The organism is Mycolicibacterium sarraceniae (assembly GCF_010731875.1).
Classification (GTDB): Bacteria; Actinomycetota; Actinomycetes; order Mycobacteriales; family Mycobacteriaceae; genus Mycobacterium; species Mycobacterium sarraceniae.
This window is the reverse complement of the sequence record NZ_AP022595.1, coordinates 782,642-802,936: the sequence shown is the minus strand read 5'-3', so window position 1 is coordinate 802,936 and position 20,295 is coordinate 782,642. Positions and strand designations below refer to the sequence as shown.

Sequence of the window (20,295 nt, the reverse complement as noted above, 5' to 3'; positions counted from 1 at the left end):
CAGCGGCGTTAAACCTGCCGATTTGGTATGCCCGTGACGCGGTTATGGTCCAGACTGTTCGCATGCCGGGACTGCCGCCGACTCATGAGTTGTTCGCGCGCGCCGCCCTGAACGCCTATGGCCGCGACAGTGAGACCCCGCTGCGGCTGCTCAGCCTCTCCGAGAACGCCACCTACCTGGTCGACGACGATGATCCGATCGTGTTGCGCGTGCATCGGCCCGGGTACCACTCCTTGGAGGCGATTCGTTCGGAGCTGGCGTGGATGCGGGCGTTGCGCACCGAGACCTCAGTCACCACACCGGAGTTGGTTGCGGCCCTCGATGGTTCCGATGTCGTGATCGCCAAAGTGGACGGTGGCGCTTTGCACGTCGACGCGGTGACGTTTGTCGCGGGGTGCACGGCCGAGGAAGATCCCGATGCCGTCGGGTTCGGCGAGCTCGGCCGGCTCACCGCCATCATGCACGAGCACGCTCGGAACTGGTCGTTCCCCAAGGGATTCACCCGGTTTCGCTGGGACGTGGATACGATCCTGGGTCCGCAGGCTCGGTGGGGCAACTGGCGCCTGGCGCCCGGGCTGACCGACGCCGACCTCGTCGTCATCCAGCGCGCCGCCGACGATATCACCAAGAAGCTCACCGAATTCGGAAGCACTCCAGATCGTTTCGGGCTGGTGCATGCCGACATGCGGCTGGCCAATCTCATGGTGGACCCGGCCGACGCGGCGGCGGGGATCACCGTGATCGACTTCGACGACTGCGGCTGGTCGTGGTATCTGACCGATGTCGGCGCGGCAGTGTCGTTCATTGAGGACACGGCGGCTGGCGAACGGATCATCGCCGACTGGCTCACCGGCTATTTCGAGGCCGGGTCTTTTCCCGCCGAGCATCTCGCGTTGATTCCGTCGTTCGTGATGATGCGCCGGATCATGCTCACCGCCTGGATCGCATCGCATTGCGACGCCGATGCCGCGATCGGCGTCGGCGAGCAGTTTGCCCCCGACACCGCTGCACTGGCGCATCGGTATCTCCAAGATCGGACCTGGTTACAGGATGCGATCTTTGGATCACGCGTCTGAATGTGACTGCGGCAGAAAGGATTGCATGTGTTTGACCTCCAGTCTACTTCGGTCGTGGTGACCGGCGGTAGCAAGGGCATTGGGCGGGGGATCGCCGCCGTGTTCGCCACTGCCGGAGCCAACGTGACGATCGCGGCGCGGTCAACGGCCGAACTCGACTCGGCGGTGGCCGATCTCGAGACGCTGGGTGCCGGGAAGGTGCTGGGCGTGCAGACCGATGTCGCCGACCCTGCGGCCTGTGCCGGCCTGGCTGCCGCCGCCATTGATGCGTTCGGCGGTATCGACGTCGTTTGCGCCAATGCGGGAATCTTCCCGGACGCACCGCTGGCCACGATGACCCCGGCCCAGCTGTCGGAGGTCCTCGACGTCAACGTCAAGGGCACGGTGTTCATCGTGCAGGCCTGCCTGGACGCGCTGATCGGCTCCGGGCGCGGCCGGGTGATCTTGACATCGTCGATCACCGGTCCGATCACCGGCTTCCCCGGCTGGTCGCATTACGGGGCCTCGAAATCCGCTCAACTGGGTTTTATGCGCACCGCCGCAATCGAATTGGCTCCGCACGGGATCACCGTGAACGCGGTGCTTCCGGGCAACATCTACACTGAAGGCCTCTATGACAAGGGGCCGGAGTACATCGCCGGCATGACGGCGGCGATCCCGGCCGGCGTGCTGGGAAAGCCCGAGGACATCGGGCATCTCGCCGCGTTCCTGGCCACGGTCGAGGCCGGGTACATCACCGGTCAGGCGATCGCGGTCGATGGCGGCCAGGTGCTGCCGGAGTCGCCGGACGCGGTGCGCCCCTAGTCCGATGGAGGAATCGGAGGGGGGGCCGATTGCCGAGGATGTGCGGCGGCGCATCCTGTCGATGCTTGCCCAGGGCACACTTCGGCCCGGCTCGCGGTTGGGTACCGAACGCGAGATGGCCGACCGCTTCGAGGTGTCCCGGTCCACCCTGCGCAGCGCGCTGCTGCCGTTGAGCCGCGCTGGGGTGCTGGAGCGCCGGACCGGCCGCAACGGGGGCACGTTCGTGCGCGCCGACGTGGTGGAACGCAATGCCGCCGAGCTGGCCGGCCTGCCGTCCCGACTGCGCAGCGGCGGGCACACCAGCGCCACTCGGGTGCTTGCCACCGACCGCAGGCCGCCGACCCCGGCGGAGGCTGCGGCGCTGGAAATCGGTGTTTGCCGCGAGGTTTTCGCGATCCGTCGGCTGCGTTACGCCGACGGGGTGCCGCTGTCGGTGGACTTCTCCTGCTTCGTCGCCGACCACGTCGTGGATCTGCTCGAGCAACCGCTGGGCGGCTCGCTCTACGAATTGTTCGCCGTCCGCTACGGGCTGGTGCCTGCCACGTCCAGCGAGACCATCGAGGTCGTCAGCGCCAGTCCCAGGGAAGCACAGTGGCTCGGCGTTGCCCACCGGCGCCCGCTGGTGGCGATCACCCGGGTCACTCGCGACGCTGGCGACCAGCCATTCGAATACGCCTATGACCTGTTCCGCGCTGACCGGGTCCGGTTGACGGCGACGACGTCGACGGTCACCGCACGGGAACGCCGCGGTACGGACGGTCGGGTGGAACGCTCGGTCAGCAGCGCGTGACCGGTTAGTCTGACGGCGTGACCAAACCCGTGATCGAATTCCCCGACGGCCCGGCACCCACCGAACTGGTGATCACAGACCTGGTGGTCGGCGACGGCGACGAGGCCACTCCCGGTGCCGTCGTGGATGTCCACTACGTGGGTGTCGAGTACGACACCGGTGAAGAGTTCGACAGCTCGTGGAATCGCGGGGAGTCCATTTCCTTCCCGTTGCGCGGACTGATCCAGGGCTGGCAGGACGGCATTCCCGGGATGAAGGTCGGCGGTCGGCGGCAGCTGACGATTCCGCCCGAGCAGGCCTATGGCCCGGCCGGCGGCGGACATCAGCTGTCCGGCAAGACGCTGATCTTCGTCATCGACCTGCTGGCCACCCGCTAGTTCGGTTTCCGTTGACGCGCGCGTTGCGCGCCCGGCGTGTGTGATGCCGGAGTGTCGTGTGTGATGCCGGAGTGTATTGGTAGATCCGAGAACAGGTGTCGGGATGGGCGGGGTTGAACGACGCCAGCAGCAGATCCGGTCGACGGTGCGCCCTGGGCGCCGAAAAGTTCTGTGGTCAAGGCGATTCGGTCCAGGCCCGCGCTCAGTGCAGCTCGTGCGTCGTGCGAGGCGAACACCGCGGAGTTCGGGTTGACCAGGACCAGCGCCTCGACCAGGCGCTCTCCTGGAGCACCTCGGTGTCCGGGCCTGCCACGCAGACGCGTGATCGTTGCCGTTGGCGTGCTGGACGACCGCCGTCGCGCAGGGCGAACGTGTACGTCAGTCCGGCCGGGGTGACGTCCCATGTGGTTGCCACCAGCGGCGCGATCTTCGTGAAGCCCGGCGCGTACTGACGCAGTCCCTGATAGGTCGAGGTCATGATCATCAGACCCTCGGGCTGGTAGAAGGTGTCGGGGTTTCGGCGGTGTGACACGACGGTCACCACCTTCTACGATCGTCCAAGTTTTGGAGGATCGAAGGGAGCAAGCGCAATGCCCGCTACGCCACGCGCGTTCGATCTCACCGGCCAGGTGGCTCTGGTCACCGGGTCGAGCAGCGAGCTCGGGATCGGTTTCGCCTCGGCCCGACTGCTGGGTCAACTCGGGGCCGCGGTGATGGTGACCGGAACCACCGACCGGGTGTACCAGCGCGCCGAGGAACTCGCCGGCGACGGCATCGTGGCCGATGCGTATATCGCCGACCTGTTCGATCCCACCGCGGCCGATGGCTTGGTCACCGCCACGGTCGCAGCGTTCGGCAAGCTGGACATCCTGGTGAACAATGCTGGCCTGGCCTCGGTGCACAGCCCGGAAGAACCCAACCCGTTGATGGTGATGACCGATGAGGAATGGTCACTTGCGTTGCGCCGCAACCTGCACAGTGCGTTCTATGTCACCCGGGCAGCACTGCCGGGGATGGTCGAACGCTGCTACGGCCGTGTCGTCAACGTGGGGTCGACGGCCGGTGTGCTGACCGCCTATGCCGGAGATGTCGGGTATCACACCGCCAAGGCGGCGATGCTGGGGATGACCCGTTCGCTGGCCGTCGACTACGCCAAGACCGGTATCACCGCCAACCTCGTCCTCCCCGGGTGGATCGCGACGGCCGCGCAGTTGCCGTCCGAGGTCGCCGCCGGGAATGCCACCCCGATCGGGCGGTCAGCCACCGCCCACGAGGTCGCGTCCGGTGTCGTCTACCTGGCCACCCCCGGCGCCTCGTACGTCACGGGCACTACGCTGATCATTGACGGCGGTAACGCCATCTGCGGGGCAACGCCGGCGGCCTAATGTGGCGCGGGCAGGCTCAGCACCAACCGCGCACCGCCGAGCGGGCTGTTCGCCAGTGAGGCTGTCCCACCGTGCAATTCGGCCTGCTGCGCCACCAGGGCCAGGCCGAGCCCTGAGCCGGAATGCGACGCCGTCGATCCGCGCTTGAAGCGTTCGAAAACCTCGGAGCGTTCGGCTTTCGGCACACCGGAGCCATTGTCGTCGACGGCGATCTCCACGCCGTCGCGCGAGCTCACGGCCGAGAGTTGCACCCGGGTCGCGCCACCGTGCTTGACCGCGTTGGCGATGGCGTTGTCCACCGCAAGCCGAAGGCCGGCGGGCAGGCCGATGATGATGCATGTCGGCGACGGCGCCAGTGACACCTCGAGCTCGGGGTAGACCCGCATCGCGGTCAGCGGCGTGCGCAGCTCGTGGGCCGACACCGCAGCGAAGTCGCGGGCCGAGGCCAGTGCGGCCTGGGTCCGCTCCTGTTCAGTCCAGATCCGCTCCAGCAGACCCTTGATCGCCTCACCGATCTCCACTGCCTCAGTGGCGCCACCGATCTCGACGTCGGGCGCCTTGTCGCCGGCCTCGATCTGCCGGGTCTGGGCGGCCAGCCGCCGGAACGGCCGGACCGCGAACGTGGCCAGTGCCCAGCCCAAGAACGCGGCGGCACCGACGGCGAGTGCGCAGATCACCAGCACCCGGCGATGCAGGTTGTTGGTGTCGGCGATGGTGTCGTCGTAGGTGGCCCCGACTTCCAGCGTGGTTGCCTCGGGGTAGGAGAGCTCCACGGTGCGCACCCGGTAGCGGATGCCGTCGACCTCGGTGGTGGCGTAGTCGGAGTTCTGTCGAGGCAGCACGACATCGGAGTTGGACCGGACCTGGTCGCCGCGGCGGACGGTGATCACCACGTCCTGGTCGTTGGGTGACGGCGGGATCTGGTCCAGCCCGCGCGGCACGAATGGGACCGCGAAGCCCGCGGCTTCGTCCAAGCGCCGGTCCAGTCGTTCCAGGCGGTCGTTGGTGATCCCGATCCAGACGATGGTGCCGACGATCGTCACCACGATCGCCGCGCCGATCGCCGTCGCGAACGCCACCCGGGTGCGCAGCGAGGGCGTGCGGCGAAAAATCGGCGCGAGCGGCATGGGGGGTTACTGGGTGCGCAATACGAAGCCCACGCCGCGCACGGTGTGCAGCAGTCGGGGCGCGCCGCCGGCCTCGAGCTTGCGGCGCAGGTAGCCGATGAAGACGTCGACGACGTTGGTGTCGGCGGCGAAGTCGTAGCCCCACACCAGCTCGAGCAGCTGAGCGCGGGACAGTACGGCCGTCTTGTGCTCAGCGAGCACCGCCAGCAGATCGAACTCGCGCTTGGTGAGGTCGACGTCGACACCGTTGACTCTGGCCCGCCGGCCGGGGATGTCGACCTCCAGTGGGCCGACCTGGATGGTCTCCGAGGAGAACGTGGCCGTCGCGCCGCGGCGGCGCAGCAGCGCCTTGACCCGGGCTACCAGCTCGGCCAACACGAACGGTTTGACCAGGTAATCGTCCGCCCCGGCCTCCAAACCCGCGACCCGGTCGTCGACCGAGCTGCGGGCCGAGAGCACGCAGACCGGCACGTCGTTGTCCATCGCGCGCAGCGCGGTCACCACGCTCACACCGTCCAGCACCGGCATGTTGATGTCGAGGACGATCGCGTCGGGTCTGGTTTCGGTGGCCGAGCGCAGGGCTTCGGCGCCGTCGACGGCGGTCGCCACCTCGAATCCGGAGAGCCGCAGCCCACGCTCCAGCGATGCGAGCACGTCGGGATCGTCATCGACCACCAGTACCCGGGGTGCGGTCGAACTACTGTCCATGGCCCACATCTTGCCTGATCGACGGCCGTACCCGTGGGAGGCCGCCGCGACACGGCGACATCCGGGGGAAGGGTTTGAGCTCAATCATTGTTCAGGTTTTAGCGTGGCGATGTCGTGTCCGATAACCGATTGCCGTGCGTGCGATCATCGAATGCGGGGGGTCGTGTCGTACCGGCCGCATAGCTTCGGCGGTAGTCGATGACGAAGGAAATGGTTTTGACGCGGTGCATGTGGTGACTTCTGTTCCAGGTGGGCTGCCCGAATCCGGCGCAGTGCGCCCGGATCCGGCGATCGCCGCGCCCCGGCCCGCGCCACGGGCCGCCTCCGACCTGCTGCGGTTACTGCCCTACCTGATGCCGTATCGCGCGCGCTGGGTCGCGATGCTCATTGTCGCGATCACCAGCCTGGTGGCTACCGTTGCCATCCCGCTGATGACGAAGGCTGTGATCGACGGTCCGGTACGCCACCAGGATCAGCACGGGCTCTGGGTAGTCGGTGCGGCGGCCACGGCAGTAGGCATCTCCGAGGCGGTGCTGTGGTTCATCCGGCGCTGGCTGGTGGCCCGGGCCACCATGGGCGTGGAGGTCGATATCCGCAAGGATCTCTACGCGCGCTTGCAGATCCTGCCGATGTCGTTTCACGGCCGCTGGCAGTCCGGTCAGTTGTTGTCACGAATCATGAACGACCTCAGCGTGATTCGGCGGCTGCTGTCGTTCGGATTGGTGTTCCTGATCCTCAACGTCCTGCAGATCACCGTCGTCACGATCATCCTGCTGGCGATGTACTGGCCGCTCGGGGTCGTGGTGCTGGTCTCGATAGCGCCGATCACCCTGACCGTGCTGCACTTCGAGCGGGCCTTCACCCGGCTGTCCCGCCAAGCCCAGGACCAGGCCGGCCACGTCGCCACCCATGTCGAGGAATCGGCGCTGGGATTGCGGGCGGTGAAGTCCTTCGGTCGCGAAGACTACGTCTACGACCGCTTCGACGAGCAGGCCAGCACGCTATACGACACCCAGATCCAAAAGGTCGCGGTGTCGGCGAAGTTCTGGACCATGCTCGAAGTGATCCCCAACCTCACACTGATCGTTGTGCTGGGGTTCGGGGCGTATGCGGCCGGACACGGCCTGGTCACCATGGGCACCCTGGTCGCGTTCATCACGATGATGCTGTCGTTGGTGTGGCCGATCGCCTCGCTCGGCTTCCTGCTGTCGATGACCCAGGAGGCGATGACGGCGGCCAACCGGATCGCCGAGATCTTCGACTCGCCCCTCGAGATCACCGACGGCCCCGGCGTGGAAGTGCCGCAGGTCGGCCGATTGGAGCTCGCCGACATCGGATTCAGGTTCCCCGACAGCGAGACGTTCGCGCTGCGGCACGTCGATATCACCGTCGAACCGGGGGAGACGCTGGCGTTGGTCGGCGCCACCGGGTCGGGCAAGTCGGTGCTGGCCTCGCTGCTGCCCCGGCTTTACGACGTCACCGAGGGCGCGATCCGCATCGACGGCACTGATATCCGCGAGCTTTCCCTGAAGGCACTGCGCGAGACCGTCGCCACCGCCTTCGAGGACCCGACGCTGTTCTCCATGTCGGTGGCCGAGAACCTGCGACTGGGTCGGCCGGACGCCAGTGCCGACGACCTCGCCCGGGCAGTCGAGATCGCGGCCGCTCGGTTCGTCTACGATCTGCCGTTCGGCCTGGATACCCGCATCGGGGAACAAGGCATAAGCCTGTCTGGCGGTCAGCGGCAACGGCTTTCGCTGGCCCGTGCCATCCTGGCCGCGCCGCGGATCCTGGTGCTCGACGACACCCTGTCGGCCCTCGACGTGCACACCGAGGCCGTGGTCACCGAGGCGCTGGGGCGGGTGCTGTCCGGCGTCACCGCGGTGGTCATCGCCCACCGCGCCTCGACGGTCCTGCTGGCCGACAGGGTCGCGCTGCTGGACACCATCGACGGCGCGGGGACCATCACCCATATCGGCACCCACGCCGAATTGCTGGCCACCGTGCCGCGATACCGCTTCCTGCTGGCCGCTGACGATGAACTCGACGACGGCTGTGAGCAGCGGCCCGGGTGGGAGGACTACGACCAGCGCCAGCGGCTGGATCGCGCCTATGAGGAGGCCTGCGAGGAGCGCGCCGTCCGCCGTGGCGGCGAATACGTGGCGTCGGAAGGCAGGCGGCGATGACCGCCACCGAATGGCGCGGTCGGCTCGACGAAGAGCCCGACGACCTGCCGATCGACGAAATCACACCGCGCCGCCGCGAGGCCCGCGCGCTGCTGGGCTCGCTGCTGGCGCCGTTCAAGGTGACGGTCGGGCTGCTGGCCGTGGTCGTCGTTGTGGAAAACATTGCGCGACTGTCGGTTCCGCTGCTCGTTCAGCGCGGTATCGACCACGCGATCCCGCCGCTGCTGGCCGGCGGCACGGCCGGCGAGCTGGTCATCGTCGTCGCGGTGCTGTGCGGTGTGGTGTGCGTGCAGGCAATCAGCCGGCTGATATTCCTGAACCGCTCCGGGCGGATCGGCCAGCGGGTGCTGCTCGAAGTCCGCCGGCGGGTGTTCCGGCACTTCCAGCGCCTCGATGTCGCCTTCCACGACCGCTATACCTCCGGGCGCGTGGTGGCCCGGCTGACCAACGACGTTGACGCGCTCCAGGACATGCTGGAGACCGGTTTCGACAGCCTGATCACCGCCGTGCTGACGCTGTTCGGCACAGCCATCCTGCTGGTCGTCCTCGACGTGCGGCTGGGGTTGATGTGTCTGGCCGCCTTCCCGATCCTCGTCGTACTGGTGTGGTGGTTCTCGTCCGAGTCGGCCAAGACCTATCGCCGGGTGCGCGAGAGTGCCGCGCTGGTGATCGTGCAGTTCGTCGAGACGATGACCGGTATCAAAGCGGTGCAGGCCTACCGCCGCGGGCCGCGCAATCAGGAGATCTTCGACGAGGTCGCCGATCGGTACCGCGCGGACAATGAGGAGACCTTCCGGCAGCTCGCGGTTTTCATGCCCGCGGTCAAGCTCGTCGGCAACCTGACCACCGGTGTGGTCTTGCTCTACGGCGGTTACCGCGTGCTGCACAGCGAGATGACGATCGGCACCCTGGCGGCGTTCCTGCTCTACCTGCGGATGTTCTTCGAACCGATGCAGGAGATCTCACAGTTCTTCAACACCTTCCAGTCGGCATCGTCGGCACTGGAGAAACTCGCCGGGGTGCTGGCCCAGAAGCCGGCGATCGCCGACCCGCCGTTGCCCGTGAACCCGGAGCGGGTTCGCGGTGAGATCGCTTTCGGCGCCGTGCAATTCGGCTATGTGCCGGATCGCCCTGTGCTGCCAGCGCTGTCGCTGGTGGTGCCCGCCGGGCAGACCGTCGCGCTCGTCGGTACGACCGGTGCGGGCAAGACCACCATCGCTAAGCTGATCGCCCGGTTCTACGACCCGACGTCAGGCTCGGTCGCCCTCGACGGCGTGGACCTTCGCGACTTCGCGCAGAGCGATCTGCGCCGACATGTCGTGATGGTGACCCAGGAGAACTTCCTGTTCTCCGGAACTGTGGCCGACAACATCCGGTTCGGCCGGCCGACGGCGACGGACGCCGAGGTGCACGCCGCCGCGGAAGCGGTTGGCGCCGAAGAGTTCATCGCCGCACTGCCCGAGGGTTACGACACCGACGTCGCCACCCGCGGCGGACGGTTGTCGGCCGGACAACGACAGCTGATCGCGTTCGCCCGGGCGTTCCTCGCCGACCCGGCGGTGCTCATTCTCGACGAGGCCACCTCCTCGCTGGACATCCCGAGCGAGCGGCTCGTGCAGCGGGCACTGCGGACGGTGCTGGCCGACCGGACGGCGCTGATCATTGCCCACCGGCTGTCGACGGTCGAGATCGCTGACCGAGTGCTCGTGCTCGAGCACGGCCGCATCGTCGAGGACGGCCCGCCCGCTAAGCTCATCGACTCCCGTGGCCACTACGCCGCGCTGCACCGGGCCTGGCTGGAATCCCTGGCCTGAGGCCTGCCCCGAGGCGCAGACTCGACGTATGCGGCGTTACGCCGATCGGGCCGATGCCGACGACGTCATATGTCCCGGTGCCCCACAGCATTTCAGCGCGGTAGGGCAGGGCTACGACAACTTCCAGCAGACCGAGGACGAGGGAGTTTGCGCACTGCTGCAATGCGCGCAGCGCAGCTTTACGCAATGATGAGTTATTCAGCGATACAACAGATCACCCACTGTCCGAATATCCGCGCCCGAGTGTGGCCGTGGATACCGCACTGCTGACCCTCGATCCGGCCGACCCGGAGTTGATGGTTCTGCAGGTGCGTCGCGCCGACGCTCCCGGCTGGGGGCTACCGGGCACCTTCCTGCGCCCCGGCGAGCGGCTTGCCGATGCGGTCGAACGCTCACTGCAGACCAAAGCCGATGTGCGCGGAGTGCGCCCGCGCCAGCTGCATGTGTACGACGACCCGGCGCGCGACAGCCGCGGGTGGGGCATGTCCGCGATCGCTATGCCGAGCAACCCGACCCCGGCCACCTGCTCGGGCGGCAGTTCACCCTCGGTGAGCTGCACCGGGTCCACCAAGCGATCGCCGGCCGTCCGCTTCAGCGCGACGGGTTCCGCCGGCTGATGAAACCCCTGCTGCGCCCCACCGGGCACCTCGTCACGCGTACCGGCGGGCGGCCCGCGGAGCTGTTCCGGCGGCTGGCCTGAGGCTCTCCGAACCGCTAGGCGGAATCCCACCAGGCCAGAACTCGAATCCCGCTCAGGGTCAACCATTTCGACGGTTCACCCGCCGGTGCGTCGATTTCGAACCACACTCGCCCCGGCTGGCGACCAGCCTGCAGCCACGTGCCGTCGGGCTGTCGGGCAGCACGGATCATGTCGATCGCATCGCCCATGCGAGGGTCAGGTTTCACAGTGTCGAACAGCGCGGCCTGGCGGAAGTAGTCCGCGGCATTGAGGATGCGGTAGGTCCAGCGGTAGGGGCCTCGCAGAGCGAAGCACCGGGCACGGAGGTGTCATCGCCCGATTGTGGCTGATGTGATGATGGTGGCCACGCTATCGACGACTTCAGATAGCGGGCGGTCGGTGCGTACTTCGTGGGTGGCACCCTCGATCCATCCACCCTCGTCGGTGTCAACGGTTGAATAGCCGGGCCGGGCAAGCTCGCTCAGCACCGTGGATTTACCCACGCCAGACATCCCCGTCACCAAAAATGCCCCGCGCCCCGTACGCGACATCAGTTGAGTAAACCCCTAACCCGGCAGGCCGATCCGCCGATACCGCCGCAGGCGGGCGGCATAACGCGATTCCGACGGCTTCGCCCGCAGGCCGTGAATCTCGCGGGCGATCGCATCGGACATCCGGCGCGCGAACTCGACAGGCTCATCGGCGGCATCGGGATATTCGGGCACGATCGCATCGACGATACCGTTGCGCAGCAAATCTACCGACCGAATTCCTTGTGCTGCAGCCAGTTCCGGGGCATGTGCGGTATCGCGGAAGACGATGGCGCTGGCGCCTTCCGGCGGCAGCGGGGCCAGCCAGCCATGCTGGGCGGCCAGCACCCGGTCGGCCGGGACCATCGCCAGCGCGGGCCCGCCGCTGCCCTGACCCAGCAGCACCGACACCGTCGGGGTATCCAGCGTGACCAGATCGGCCAGGCAGCGGGCGATCTCGCCGGCCAACCCGTCTTCCTCGGCCTCCTTCGACAGCGCGGGTCCCGCGGTGTCGATGACCAGCACCAGCGGCAGGTGCAGGCTCGCGGCCAGTGCCATCCCGCGCCGCGCCTCGCGCAGGGCGACCGGGCCTACCACTCCGCCGACCACGCGTCGCTGACCGACGACGACGGCAGGCTGGCCGCCGAAGCGGGCCAGCGCGAGCACGGTGCTCGCCGCCTCGCCGTGCGTGCCGGACAGCAGCACGCGATCGGTGGCCGCCTCCCGCAGCAGCCAGCTCACCCCAGGCCGGTCCGGGCGCCGCGAGGCGATCACGGAATCCCACGCCGGTATGTCGGGCACCGGCGCGTCGGGGACGGCCGCAGGCGGCGCGGTCGGTGCATCGGTGATGACGGTCAGCGCGCGATCTAGCATCCCCCGCAGCGCCTCAACGCCAACCACCGCGTCAATTACGCCGTGCCGCAGCAGGTTCTCCGCGGTCTGCACTCCGGGCGGGAACGGTTCGCCGTAGAGGTGCTCGTACACCCGCGGCCCGAGGAAACCGATCAGCGCGCCGGGCTGTGCCGCGGTGATGTGCCCCAGCGAACCCCATGACGCGAAGACCCCGCCCGTCGTCGGATGCCGCAGGTACACCAGATACGGCAGGTGCGCCCGCTTGTGTTGGGTGACCGCGGCGGCGATCTTCACCATCTGCAGGAACGCGACCGTCCCCTCCTGCATGCGGGTGCCACCCGAGCTCGGCGACGCCAGCAGCGGCAGTTTCTCGGCGGTCGCGCGCTCGACAGCAGAGGTAATGCGTTCGGCGGCGGCCACCCCGATCGACCCGGCGAGGAAGTCGAACTCGCACGCGACCACGGCTACCCGGCGACCGAACACAGTGCCTTCACCGGTCAGCACCGCCTCGTCGAACCCGGTGGCGGCGCGGGCCTGCTCCAGCTCGCGGGCGTACGCCGCGTTGGCCTCGACGAGCAAAGGTGCGTGATCCCAGCTTCGGAACGACCCAGGGTCCAGCGCGGCGTCGCGCAGCTCGGCAGCCCCGATCCGACTCATGAAGCGAGGTTAATCGGCCAGTACCCTCAAACCATGATCGGTATCAACCACGTGGGCGATGTGACGACGATCGAGCTGCAGCGTTCGGAGCGACGCAATGCACTCAACTCCGAACTCGTCGACTCGCTGCGCGAAGCGGTGGAGAAGGCGGCGGCCGACGATGTCCGCGCGATCGTGCTGACGGGCCAGGGCACGGTGTTCTGCGCCGGGGCTGATCTGTCCGGTGACGTGTTCGCCGCCGATTTCCCGGCCAAGGCCATCGCGCTGAACAAGGCGATCGACGCCGTCCCGATGCCGGTGATCGGTGCGATCAACGGCCCGGCGATCGGCGCGGGTGTGCAGCTGGCGATGATCTGCGATCTGCGGGTGGTGGCGCCGAGCGCCTACTTCCAGTTTCCGATCGCCAAATACGGTCTAGCGCTGGATAACTGGAGTGTCCGTCGGTTGAGCTCACTGGCCGGTTACGGGCGCGCCCGTGGCATGCTGCTGGGTGCGGAGAAGCTGGACGCCGAGACGGCGCTGATGACCGGGATGGCCAACCGGCTCGGTGAGCTGGCCGATGCACAGGCCTGGGCCGCCGAGATCGCCGGCCTGGCGCCGCTGTCGTTGCAGGCCTCCAAACGGGTGCTTAACGACGACGGCGCCTACGAGGAGCAGTGGCCCGTCCACAAGGAACTGTTCGATAACGCGTGGGGCAGCCAGGACGTGATCGAGGCCCAGGTGGCCCGCATCGAAAAGCGCCCCGCGAAGTTCAACGGGGCCTGAGTCCAATGTTGAGAGCCGCACTTCGGCTGGCCGCCGGGACCGCATCGCTGGCCACCGGCGGCTGGGTCCTACGCGCCCTGAACGACGCCCCCGCGTCGCTGGGGGCTGGGCCAGGTGAGATCCGCTCGGTCTCTGCCGGCTCACCCAACTACCGCGACGGCGTGTTCCACAACCTGGAGCCCGCGTCGCCGCTGCGGCTGGACGCCGAGGAAAACCGCCTCGTGCTGTTCGACATGCTCGGCCGCCGCTCGGCCAGCCGCCCGCCCGGAAAGATTCCGCTGGACCATTCGGCCGCCCCGATCGGCTCCGAACCGCTCGCGGTCAGCTGGCTGGGCCACTCGACGGCACTGATCGAGATCGACGGGTACCGGGTGCTCACCGACCCGGTGTGGAGTGAGCGCTGCTCGCCATCGCGCGCGGTGGGGCCGCAGCGCCTGCATCCGGCGCCCGCGCCGCTGGAGGCGCTGCCCGCGCTCGACGCCGTGCTGATCAGCCACGACCATTACGACCATCTGGACAGGGACACCGTGCTCGCGTTGGCCCGCACCCAGCGAGCCCCGTTCGTCGTCCCGCTCGGCGTCGGCGCGCATCTGCGGCAGTGGCGCATCCCGGCCGAGCGCATCATCGAGTTGGACTGGAACGAGCAGACCCGGATCGGCGACCTGAGCCTGGTGTGCACCCCCGCGCGGCACTTCTCCGGGCGGTTCCTGTCCCGTAACACCACGCTGTGGTCGTCCTGGGCGATCATCGGTCCGCAGCACCGCGCCTACTTCGGCGGCGACACCGGCTACACCGGCAGCTTCGAGCAGATCGGCGCTGATTACGGCCCCTTCGACCTGACGCTGATGCCGATCGGAGCGTACAACACCGCCTGGCCCGATATCCACATGAATCCCGAGGAGGCGGTGCGCGCCCATCGCGATGTCAGCGATGCCGGGCTGCTGGTGCCGATCCATTGGTGCACCTTCCGGCTGGCCCCTCATCCGTGGGCCGAACCGGTCGAACGGCTACTGCTGTCCGCCGACGAGGCAGGTGTGCGGACCGCGGTGCCACGCCCCGGTGGCCGAGTTGTGACCGCCACGGCGGGGGCAATAGACCGGTGGTGGGCGCTCTGAGCAACTACGGTGCAACCCATGACCGCTCTGGCAGCGCGTGCCGCGATCGTTGCTCTCGTCGCTGCGCTCACCACATGCAGCAGCAGGGCCGCCGTCCCCGAAACCCCCAAGCCGCTGTCCGATCAGCCGCCCCCGCTGGTGCCGGCGCTGGCACTGCCGGACAACGCCGTCGCCAACGCCGTCGCCAAGCTGGACGGTATCGCCGCGGACCTGATGAAGGCCTCCGGCATCCCTGGTATGGCGGTGGCGGTGGTCCACGCGGGAAAGACGTTTTACGCCAAGGGGTTCGGCGTCAAGGATGCCAACCGTCCGGCCGATGACCCCGGTAATCGCGTCGATCCGGATACGGTGTTTCAGCTGGCGTCGCTGTCCAAGCCGATCGGCGCCACCGTGGTGGCCCACCAGGTCGGCGAGAATGTGATCACTTGGAACACCCCGGTGGCCGACAAGCTGCCATGGTTTGCGCTTTCGGATCCGATGGCCACCAAGATGGTTACCGTCGGTGACCTGTACTCACACCGCTCCGGATTGCCCGACCATGCCGGCGACCAGCTCGAGGATCTCGGCTACGACAGGCGCTATGTTCTGGAGCGGCTCCGTCAGCTCCCGCTGGCTCCGTTCCGAATTTCATACGCCTACACCAACTTCGGGCTGACCGCCGCCGCCGAAGCGGTAGCCGTCGCGGCCGGCAAATCCTGGGAGGACCTCAGCGACGAGGTGTTATACCGGCCGCTGGGGATGGCGTCGAGCAGCTCCCGGTTCGCCGATTTCGAAGCCAGGGGAGACAAGGCGCTCGGGCATATCCGCGTCGACGGCATCTACAAACCGCTCTACAAGCGCGACGCAGATCCCGAAGCGCCTGCGGGCGGGGTCAGTTCGTCGGTCAACGATCTCACCCACTGGCTGACGATGATGTTGGCAGCAGGAAAGTACAACGGGCGCCAGATCGTCGACCCGGCCGCACTGCTGCCGGCAGTGTCACCGCAGATCGTGTCGAGCCCGCCGAGCGAGCCGGCGATGCGCTCGGCCTTCTACGGGTTCGGGTTCAACGTCGGCACCACCTCGGCGGCCCGGGTGCAGCTGAGCCACTCGGGGGCCTTCGATCTCGGTGCGGCAACCAATTTCGTGATCATCCCGTCGGCCGATGTCGCGATCGTCGCGCTGACCAACGCCACCCCGGCGGGTATTCCGGAAACGCTGACCGCGGAGTTCGCCGACCTGGTCCAGTTCGGTGAGGTCCGCGAGGACTGGCGCAAGCTCTACGCGCAGGCCTTCGCCGATATGGACAAACCGTTCGGCACGCTGGCGGGTAAGACGCCACCGGCCACCCCGGCCCCGGCCAAACCGGCGACCAGCTACGTCGGCAGCTATCGCAACGATTATTGGGGCGCGGCCGTGGTGGCCGAGAAGGATGGCAAGCTCACGTTGTCGATGGGTCCGCGCCCGGACACCGTCGAGCTCACTCACTGGGACGGCGATGTGTTCACCTTCAAGTTCCCGAGCGAAAACTTCCCGCCTGGAAGCATTTCCATGGCCACGTTCACCGGCGACAAGTTGACCCTCGAGTACTACGACACCGAGAAGATGGGGGTGTTCACTAGATGACAGCCGACGTTGCAGCAGGTCTTTCCGCCGACGAAGTCGCCGCCCGGATCGCGCAGGGCAAGACCAACGACGTCCCCACCCGCGCCTCGCGCAGCGTCGCCGAAGTCTTGCGGGCCAACGTATTCACCCGCATCAACGCGATTCTCGGCGTCCTGCTGCTGATCGTGCTGTCCACCGGATCGTTGATCAACGGCATGTTCGGGCTGCTGATCATCGCCAACAGCGGGATTGGCATCATCCAGGAACTGCGGGCCAAGAAAACCCTCGACAACCTGGCCATCGTCGGGCAGGCCAAGCCGACCGTGCGCCGCCAATCGGGGACAAACCCGTTGCCGCCTGACGAGGTCGTGCTCGACGATGTCATCGAGCTCGGCCCGGGCGACCAGATCGTCGTCGACGGGGAACTACTGGAAGCCGCCAACCTGGAGGTCGACGAATCCCTGTTGACCGGTGAGGCCGATGCGATCGCCAAACATGCCGGCGACACGGTGATGTCGGGCAGCTTCGTTGTCGCCGGCACCGGTGCCTACCGCGCCACGAAAGTGGGCCGGGATGCCTACGCGGCCAAGCTCGCCGAGGAGGCCAGCAAGTTCACCCTGGTGAAATCCGAACTGCGCAGCGGCATCAACAGGATCCTGCAGTTCATCACCTACCTGCTGTGGCCGACCGGCCTGCTGGTGATCTACACCCAGCTGTTCACTACCGATGCCGGCTGGCGCGAGTCGGTGCTGCGGATGGTCGGAGCGCTGGTTCCGATGGTGCCTGAAGGTCTGGTCCTGATGACGTCGATCGCCTTCGCGGCCGGCGTGATTCGGTTGGGGCGCAAGCAATGTCTGGTCCAGGAGCTGCCCGCGATCGAAGGGCTGGCCCGCGTCGACGTGGTCTGTGCGGACAAGACCGGCACCCTCACTGAGAACGGGATGCGGGTGGCCGACGTCGCGCCGCTGGACCAAGACGCACACCGGGTGGCCGAGGTGCTGGCCGCGCTGGCGGCCGACGACCCCAAGCCGAACGCCAGTATGCAGGCCATCGTCGAGGCCTACCCGGATGCGCCCGGCTGGACCGCGACGGGCAGCGCGCCGTTCAAGTCGGCCACCAAGTGGAGCGGCGTCTCCTATGGTGCGCAAGGCAATTGGCTGATCGGTGCTCCCGACGTGCTGCTCGACCCGGGATCGGCCACCGCCGCCGAAGCCGAGGAGATCGGTGCCCGCGGGATGCGGGTGCTGCTGCTCTGCGCCAGCGACGTACCGGTCGACAGTCCTGAGGCGCCCGGTCACCTCACCCCGGTCGCGCTGGTGGTCCTTGAGCAGCGCGTCCGCCCGGATGCGCGAGACACCTTGGAATACTTCGCGTCCCAGAACGTGACGGTCAAGGTTATCTCCGGTGACAATGCGGTGTCCGTCGCTGCCGTGGCTGGCACACTGGGCCTGCACGGTGAGACCCTGGATGCCCGGCAGCTGCCGTCGGAGCCCGATGCGCTGGCCGACACCATGGCCACCTACACCACCTTTGGCCGGGTGCGTCCCGACCAGAAGCGCGCCATGGTGCATGCGCTGCAGTCGCGCGATCACACCGTCGCGATGACCGGTGACGGCGTCAACGATGTGCTGGCCCTCAAGGACGCCGATATCGGCGTGGCGATGGGCTCGGGCAGCCCGGCCTCGCGAGCGGTGGCCCAGATCGTGTTGCTGGACAACAAGTTCGCCACCCTTCCCTATGTGGTAGGTGAGGGCAGGCGGGTTATCGGCAATATCGAGCGGGTCTCGAATCTGTTCCTCACCAAGACGGTCTATTCGGTGCTGCTGGCCCTACTGGTCGGCTTTGCGGGCCTGGCCCACGAGCTGTTCGGTACCGCGCCGTTGCTGTTCCCGTTCCAGCCGATCCACGTGACGATCGCCGCGTGGTTCACCATCGGGATCCCGGCGTTCATCCTGTCGCTGGCACCCAACAACGAGCGTGCCCATACCGGCTTCGTGCGGCGGGTGATGACCTCCGCATTGCCATCAGGGGTGGTGGTCGGGGTGACGACCTACACGTCGTATCTGATCGCCTATCACGGCAACAGTTCGACCTCGGCCGAGCGGACCCAAGCCTCGACCGCGGCACTGATCACCCTGCTGATGGGGGCGGTCTGGGTGCTGGCGGTGGTCGCCCGGCCCTACCAGTGGTGGAGAGTGGCTCTGGTGGCCGGCTCGGGCCTGGCCTATGTAGTGATCTTCGCCATACCCTTGGCCCGCAAGGCATTCATGCTGGACCCGTCCAATCTGGAGGTCACGTCGACGGGGCTGGCGCTGGGGTTGCTCGCGGCCGTGCTGATCGAGGCGGCGTGGTGGATACAAGGCCGGCTACTGGGCGTACGACGGGCATTGTGGCGAACCGAGCCCACGGTGCAAGATTGACCGATGGGATTCCTCGAAAAAGCTCTCGACAAGACCAAAGAAGTCTTGAGCGAGAATGCCGACAAAGTGGGGCAGGCCATCGACAAGGCCGGCGACATCATCGACGAGAAGACGCAGGGCAAATACTCCAGCACAGTCGACAAGGTGCAGGATGCGGCCAAGAACATCGTCGAGAAGAACCGCACCGATAAGGGTGACCCACAAACCTAGCTATGGCGAAACTCTCAGTATCGGTAGACGTTCCACTCTCGCCCGAATATGCCTGGCAGTACGCCTCGGACCTGTCGCGCTACCAGGATTGGCTGACCATCCACCGGGTTTGGCGCTCCACACTGCCCGAGACCCTCGAGAAGGGCACCGTCGTGGAGTCCATCGTCGAAGTCAAGGGCATGCCCAACCGGGTGAAGTGGACAATCGTGCACTTCAACGCGCCGGAGACGATGACGCTCAACGGCGTCGGCGTCGGCGGGGTCAAGGTCAAGCTCATTGGCAAGGTCCGGGCGAGCGCCGTGGACCCGGACACCTCGGTGGTGACCATGGATGTCCATCTGGGTGGTGCGCCGCTGTTCGGACCGATCGGCGTGGTCGTGGCCGCTGCGCTGCGGGGCGACATCAAGGAGTCGCTGAACCGGTTTGTGACCGTCTTCGCGCCGGGCTAGGTCCGGATGACCCGATGCGGTGTCGGGTACGGGTGCACCCGGGGGGTGGCATGCCGGTTGGCACCGCGTCCGGGCAGCGGGTGACGAGCCTGCTCGGCACGGGCGTATTCGGCCGCCAGGAACCGTCGCTCCAGACCGACGATCAGATCCTGCACCGAACAGCGCTCACGCTCGGCGGCGCGGATCATTCCGCGAATCCGCCGGGCCTGGGTTTGCTCACCGCGCTGTTGATATCGCTCGAGGGCCGAGCCATAGGTGGCCAAGTCAGCGTCGAGTTGCTCACACTGCGCCTGCAGCATTTCCCGGAGATGCTGAGCTTGAAGGCGATTGGCGGACTCCGGGATTTGGTTTCCCAGATCCGCGTTGCTCGGTGAGGTCACGGGGCGAACTGTAGCCGACCCAATTCATCGCCGCGCACTGGGCGGAACAGCGTTGGGCGCACAGATTTTTGTTCATGTTTCCGACGCCGGACCGACACCCGCAGTCGTGCCAGTGGTTGCGCAAACCGCGTAGTTCGTCCGATGATGTCCGGCGTGGAACGTGCTGAGGAGCAGCGCCAGATCGATCAGGTGGTCGATCGCTTGACCGAGTCGTTTCCCTATGTTCCGGATCACATCATCCGCGAGAACGTGGACAGCGCACACCACCGGTTCGACGGTGCCCGCATCCGCGAGTTCGTCCCGCTGTTCGTCGAGCGGCACTGCCGCGCGCTGTTCATCCTGCAGCCCGCCGTCGAGATCTCGGTCTGAGTCCCGCCCGCGTACCGA

23 protein-coding genes are annotated in these 20,295 nt (G+C 67.2%); 17 read left to right on the top strand and 6 right to left on the bottom strand.

Annotation, left to right across the window (positions count from 1 at the left end; all coding sequences use genetic code 11):
• Positions 1-62 precede the first annotated feature (62 nt).
• The 4 genes from G6N13_RS04165 to G6N13_RS04150 are packed head-to-tail and all read left to right on the top strand — an operon-like array spanning position 63 to position 3,047.
• The gene (locus G6N13_RS04165; protein ID WP_163694926.1) at positions 63-1,076 is read left to right on the top strand and encodes a phosphotransferase enzyme family protein; all 1,014 of its coding nucleotides are present in this window, start codon (positions 63-65) and stop codon (positions 1,074-1,076) included.
• A 27-nt stretch (positions 1,077-1,103) separates the two neighbouring features.
• On the top strand, positions 1,104-1,880 hold the full coding sequence (fabG, locus tag G6N13_RS04160; RefSeq protein ID WP_163694925.1) for a 3-oxoacyl-ACP reductase FabG: 777 nt from the start codon (positions 1,104-1,106) through the stop codon (positions 1,878-1,880).
• A gap of 4 nt (positions 1,881-1,884) precedes the next feature.
• Entirely contained in the window at positions 1,885-2,670 is a 786-nt protein-coding gene (locus tag G6N13_RS04155) for a GntR family transcriptional regulator (protein ID WP_163694924.1), read from the top strand.
• Between the two features lie 17 nt (positions 2,671-2,687).
• Positions 2,688-3,047 (top strand): FKBP-type peptidyl-prolyl cis-trans isomerase, encoded by a 360-nt coding sequence (locus tag G6N13_RS04150; protein WP_163694923.1) that lies wholly within the window; start codon positions 2,688-2,690, stop codon positions 3,045-3,047.
• A 202-nt stretch (positions 3,048-3,249) separates the two neighbouring features.
• On the opposite strand, the gene G6N13_RS04145 is transcribed toward G6N13_RS04150, so the two are convergent.
• Positions 3,250-3,588 (bottom strand): hypothetical protein, encoded by a 339-nt coding sequence (locus tag G6N13_RS04145; protein ID WP_163694922.1) that lies wholly within the window; start codon positions 3,586-3,588, stop codon positions 3,250-3,252.
• A gap of 49 nt (positions 3,589-3,637) precedes the next feature.
• On the opposite strand from G6N13_RS04145, the gene G6N13_RS04140 reads away from it, so the two are divergent.
• A complete protein-coding gene (locus G6N13_RS04140) occupies positions 3,638-4,432 on the top strand; it encodes an SDR family NAD(P)-dependent oxidoreductase (protein ID WP_163694921.1) in 795 nt (264 codons plus the stop codon).
• On the opposite strand, the gene G6N13_RS04135 is transcribed toward G6N13_RS04140, so the two are convergent.
• On the bottom strand, positions 4,429-5,559 hold the full coding sequence (locus G6N13_RS04135) for a sensor histidine kinase (protein WP_163694920.1): 1,131 nt from the start codon (positions 5,557-5,559) through the stop codon (positions 4,429-4,431). The two genes, G6N13_RS04140 and G6N13_RS04135, sit on opposite strands and share 4 nt — an antisense overlap.
• 6 nt (positions 5,560-5,565) lie before the next feature.
• Complete coding sequence (gene prrA, locus G6N13_RS04130) at positions 5,566-6,267, bottom strand: two-component system response regulator PrrA (RefSeq protein ID WP_407663869.1); 702 nt, start codon at positions 6,265-6,267, stop codon at positions 5,566-5,568.
• A gap of 233 nt (positions 6,268-6,500) precedes the next feature.
• Between prrA and G6N13_RS04125 the strand changes: the two genes are divergently transcribed.
• The 5 genes from G6N13_RS04125 to G6N13_RS26075 all read left to right on the top strand — a co-directional run bounded on the left by G6N13_RS04125 (position 6,501) and on the right by G6N13_RS26075 (position 10,967).
• Positions 6,501-8,453, top strand: coding sequence for an ABC transporter ATP-binding protein (locus G6N13_RS04125; protein ID WP_407663868.1), 1,953 nt, complete (start codon positions 6,501-6,503; stop codon positions 8,451-8,453).
• Positions 8,450-10,267, top strand: coding sequence for an ABC transporter ATP-binding protein (locus G6N13_RS04120; RefSeq protein WP_163694918.1), 1,818 nt, complete (start codon positions 8,450-8,452; stop codon positions 10,265-10,267). The genes G6N13_RS04125 and G6N13_RS04120 overlap by 4 nt, the downstream gene beginning before the upstream one ends.
• Positions 10,268-10,295: 28 nt before the next feature.
• Complete coding sequence (locus tag G6N13_RS04115) at positions 10,296-10,457, top strand: hypothetical protein (RefSeq protein WP_179965076.1); 162 nt, start codon at positions 10,296-10,298, stop codon at positions 10,455-10,457.
• A 61-nt stretch (positions 10,458-10,518) separates the two neighbouring features.
• Complete coding sequence (locus G6N13_RS04110; RefSeq protein ID WP_407663867.1) at positions 10,519-10,884, top strand: NUDIX domain-containing protein; 366 nt, start codon at positions 10,519-10,521, stop codon at positions 10,882-10,884.
• Positions 10,821-10,967, top strand: coding sequence for an NrtR DNA-binding winged helix domain-containing protein (locus G6N13_RS26075; RefSeq protein ID WP_407663904.1), 147 nt, complete (start codon positions 10,821-10,823; stop codon positions 10,965-10,967). Before G6N13_RS04110 ends, G6N13_RS26075 begins: the two co-directional genes overlap by 64 nt.
• Before the next feature lie 308 nt (positions 10,968-11,275).
• Here G6N13_RS26075 and G6N13_RS04105 read toward each other — a convergent pair whose 3' ends face one another.
• Positions 11,276-11,449: a hypothetical protein gene (locus G6N13_RS04105; protein WP_163694273.1), complete on the bottom strand. Its 174-nt coding sequence runs from the start codon at positions 11,447-11,449 to the stop codon at positions 11,276-11,278.
• Positions 11,450-11,512: 63 nt separating this feature from the next.
• Complete coding sequence (locus G6N13_RS04100) at positions 11,513-12,985, bottom strand: carboxyl transferase domain-containing protein (protein ID WP_163694917.1); 1,473 nt, start codon at positions 12,983-12,985, stop codon at positions 11,513-11,515.
• Between the two features lie 33 nt (positions 12,986-13,018).
• Here G6N13_RS04100 and G6N13_RS04095 point away from each other — a divergent pair, with 33 nt between their 5' ends.
• Genes G6N13_RS04095 through G6N13_RS04070 form a run of 6 tightly spaced genes read left to right on the top strand, consistent with a single transcriptional unit; the run spans position 13,019 to position 19,528 of the window.
• Positions 13,019-13,750 (top strand): enoyl-CoA hydratase, encoded by a 732-nt coding sequence (locus G6N13_RS04095; RefSeq protein ID WP_163694916.1) that lies wholly within the window; start codon positions 13,019-13,021, stop codon positions 13,748-13,750.
• A gap of 5 nt (positions 13,751-13,755) precedes the next feature.
• Positions 13,756-14,865 (top strand): MBL fold metallo-hydrolase, encoded by a 1,110-nt coding sequence (locus G6N13_RS04090; RefSeq protein WP_179965075.1) that lies wholly within the window; start codon positions 13,756-13,758, stop codon positions 14,863-14,865.
• Positions 14,866-14,883: 18 nt separating this feature from the next.
• Complete coding sequence (locus tag G6N13_RS04085; RefSeq protein ID WP_163694915.1) at positions 14,884-16,470, top strand: serine hydrolase; 1,587 nt, start codon at positions 14,884-14,886, stop codon at positions 16,468-16,470.
• Positions 16,467-18,869 carry an HAD-IC family P-type ATPase gene (locus G6N13_RS04080; protein WP_163694914.1) on the top strand — a complete coding sequence of 801 codons (2,403 nt, stop codon included), beginning with the start codon at positions 16,467-16,469 and terminating at the stop codon, positions 18,867-18,869. The genes G6N13_RS04085 and G6N13_RS04080 overlap by 4 nt, the downstream gene beginning before the upstream one ends.
• Positions 18,870-18,872: 3 nt before the next feature.
• Positions 18,873-19,079 carry an antitoxin gene (locus G6N13_RS04075; RefSeq protein WP_163694913.1) on the top strand — a complete coding sequence of 69 codons (207 nt, stop codon included), beginning with the start codon at positions 18,873-18,875 and terminating at the stop codon, positions 19,077-19,079.
• Positions 19,080-19,081: 2 nt separating this feature from the next.
• Positions 19,082-19,528 (top strand): type II toxin-antitoxin system Rv0910 family toxin, encoded by a 447-nt coding sequence (locus G6N13_RS04070; RefSeq protein ID WP_163694912.1) that lies wholly within the window; start codon positions 19,082-19,084, stop codon positions 19,526-19,528.
• Here the strand turns inward: G6N13_RS04070 and G6N13_RS04065 are convergent.
• A complete protein-coding gene (locus G6N13_RS04065; RefSeq protein WP_163694911.1) occupies positions 19,525-19,908 on the bottom strand; it encodes a hypothetical protein in 384 nt (127 codons plus the stop codon). The two genes, G6N13_RS04070 and G6N13_RS04065, sit on opposite strands and share 4 nt — an antisense overlap.
• Positions 19,909-20,052: 144 nt before the next feature.
• On the opposite strand from G6N13_RS04065, the gene G6N13_RS04060 reads away from it, so the two are divergent.
• Positions 20,053-20,277, top strand: a complete 225-nt coding sequence (locus G6N13_RS04060; RefSeq protein WP_235678035.1) for a three-helix bundle dimerization domain-containing protein — start codon at positions 20,053-20,055, stop codon at positions 20,275-20,277.
• Positions 20,278-20,295 lie beyond the last annotated feature (18 nt).

What these genes read in the sequence shown, in the direction of transcription:
- G6N13_RS04120 (WP_163694918.1), top strand. Translation starts at nt 8,450, where the DNA reads ATGACCGCCACCGAATGGCGCGGTCGGCTCGACGAAGAGCCCGACGAC.
- G6N13_RS04135 (WP_163694920.1), bottom strand. Translation starts at nt 5,559, where the DNA reads ATGCCGCTCGCGCCGATTTTTCGCCGCACGCCCTCGCTGCGCACCCGG.
- G6N13_RS04080 (WP_163694914.1), top strand. Translation starts at nt 16,467, where the DNA reads ATGACAGCCGACGTTGCAGCAGGTCTTTCCGCCGACGAAGTCGCCGCC.
- G6N13_RS04095 (WP_163694916.1), top strand. Translation starts at nt 13,019, where the DNA reads ATGATCGGTATCAACCACGTGGGCGATGTGACGACGATCGAGCTGCAG.
- G6N13_RS04070 (WP_163694912.1), top strand. Translation starts at nt 19,082, where the DNA reads ATGGCGAAACTCTCAGTATCGGTAGACGTTCCACTCTCGCCCGAATAT.
- G6N13_RS04115 (WP_179965076.1), top strand. Translation starts at nt 10,296, where the DNA reads ATGCGGCGTTACGCCGATCGGGCCGATGCCGACGACGTCATATGTCCC.
- prrA (WP_407663869.1), bottom strand. Translation starts at nt 6,267, where the DNA reads ATGGACAGTAGTTCGACCGCACCCCGGGTACTGGTGGTCGATGACGAT.
- G6N13_RS04060 (WP_235678035.1), top strand. Translation starts at nt 20,053, where the DNA reads ATGTCCGGCGTGGAACGTGCTGAGGAGCAGCGCCAGATCGATCAGGTG.
- G6N13_RS04155 (WP_163694924.1), top strand. Translation starts at nt 1,885, where the DNA reads ATGGAGGAATCGGAGGGGGGGCCGATTGCCGAGGATGTGCGGCGGCGC.
- G6N13_RS04090 (WP_179965075.1), top strand. Translation starts at nt 13,756, where the DNA reads ATGTTGAGAGCCGCACTTCGGCTGGCCGCCGGGACCGCATCGCTGGCC.
- G6N13_RS04100 (WP_163694917.1), bottom strand. Translation starts at nt 12,985, where the DNA reads ATGAGTCGGATCGGGGCTGCCGAGCTGCGCGACGCCGCGCTGGACCCT.
- G6N13_RS04075 (WP_163694913.1), top strand. Translation starts at nt 18,873, where the DNA reads ATGGGATTCCTCGAAAAAGCTCTCGACAAGACCAAAGAAGTCTTGAGC.
- G6N13_RS04085 (WP_163694915.1), top strand. Translation starts at nt 14,884, where the DNA reads ATGACCGCTCTGGCAGCGCGTGCCGCGATCGTTGCTCTCGTCGCTGCG.
- G6N13_RS04140 (WP_163694921.1), top strand. Translation starts at nt 3,638, where the DNA reads ATGCCCGCTACGCCACGCGCGTTCGATCTCACCGGCCAGGTGGCTCTG.
- G6N13_RS04165 (WP_163694926.1), top strand. Translation starts at nt 63, where the DNA reads ATGCCGGGACTGCCGCCGACTCATGAGTTGTTCGCGCGCGCCGCCCTG.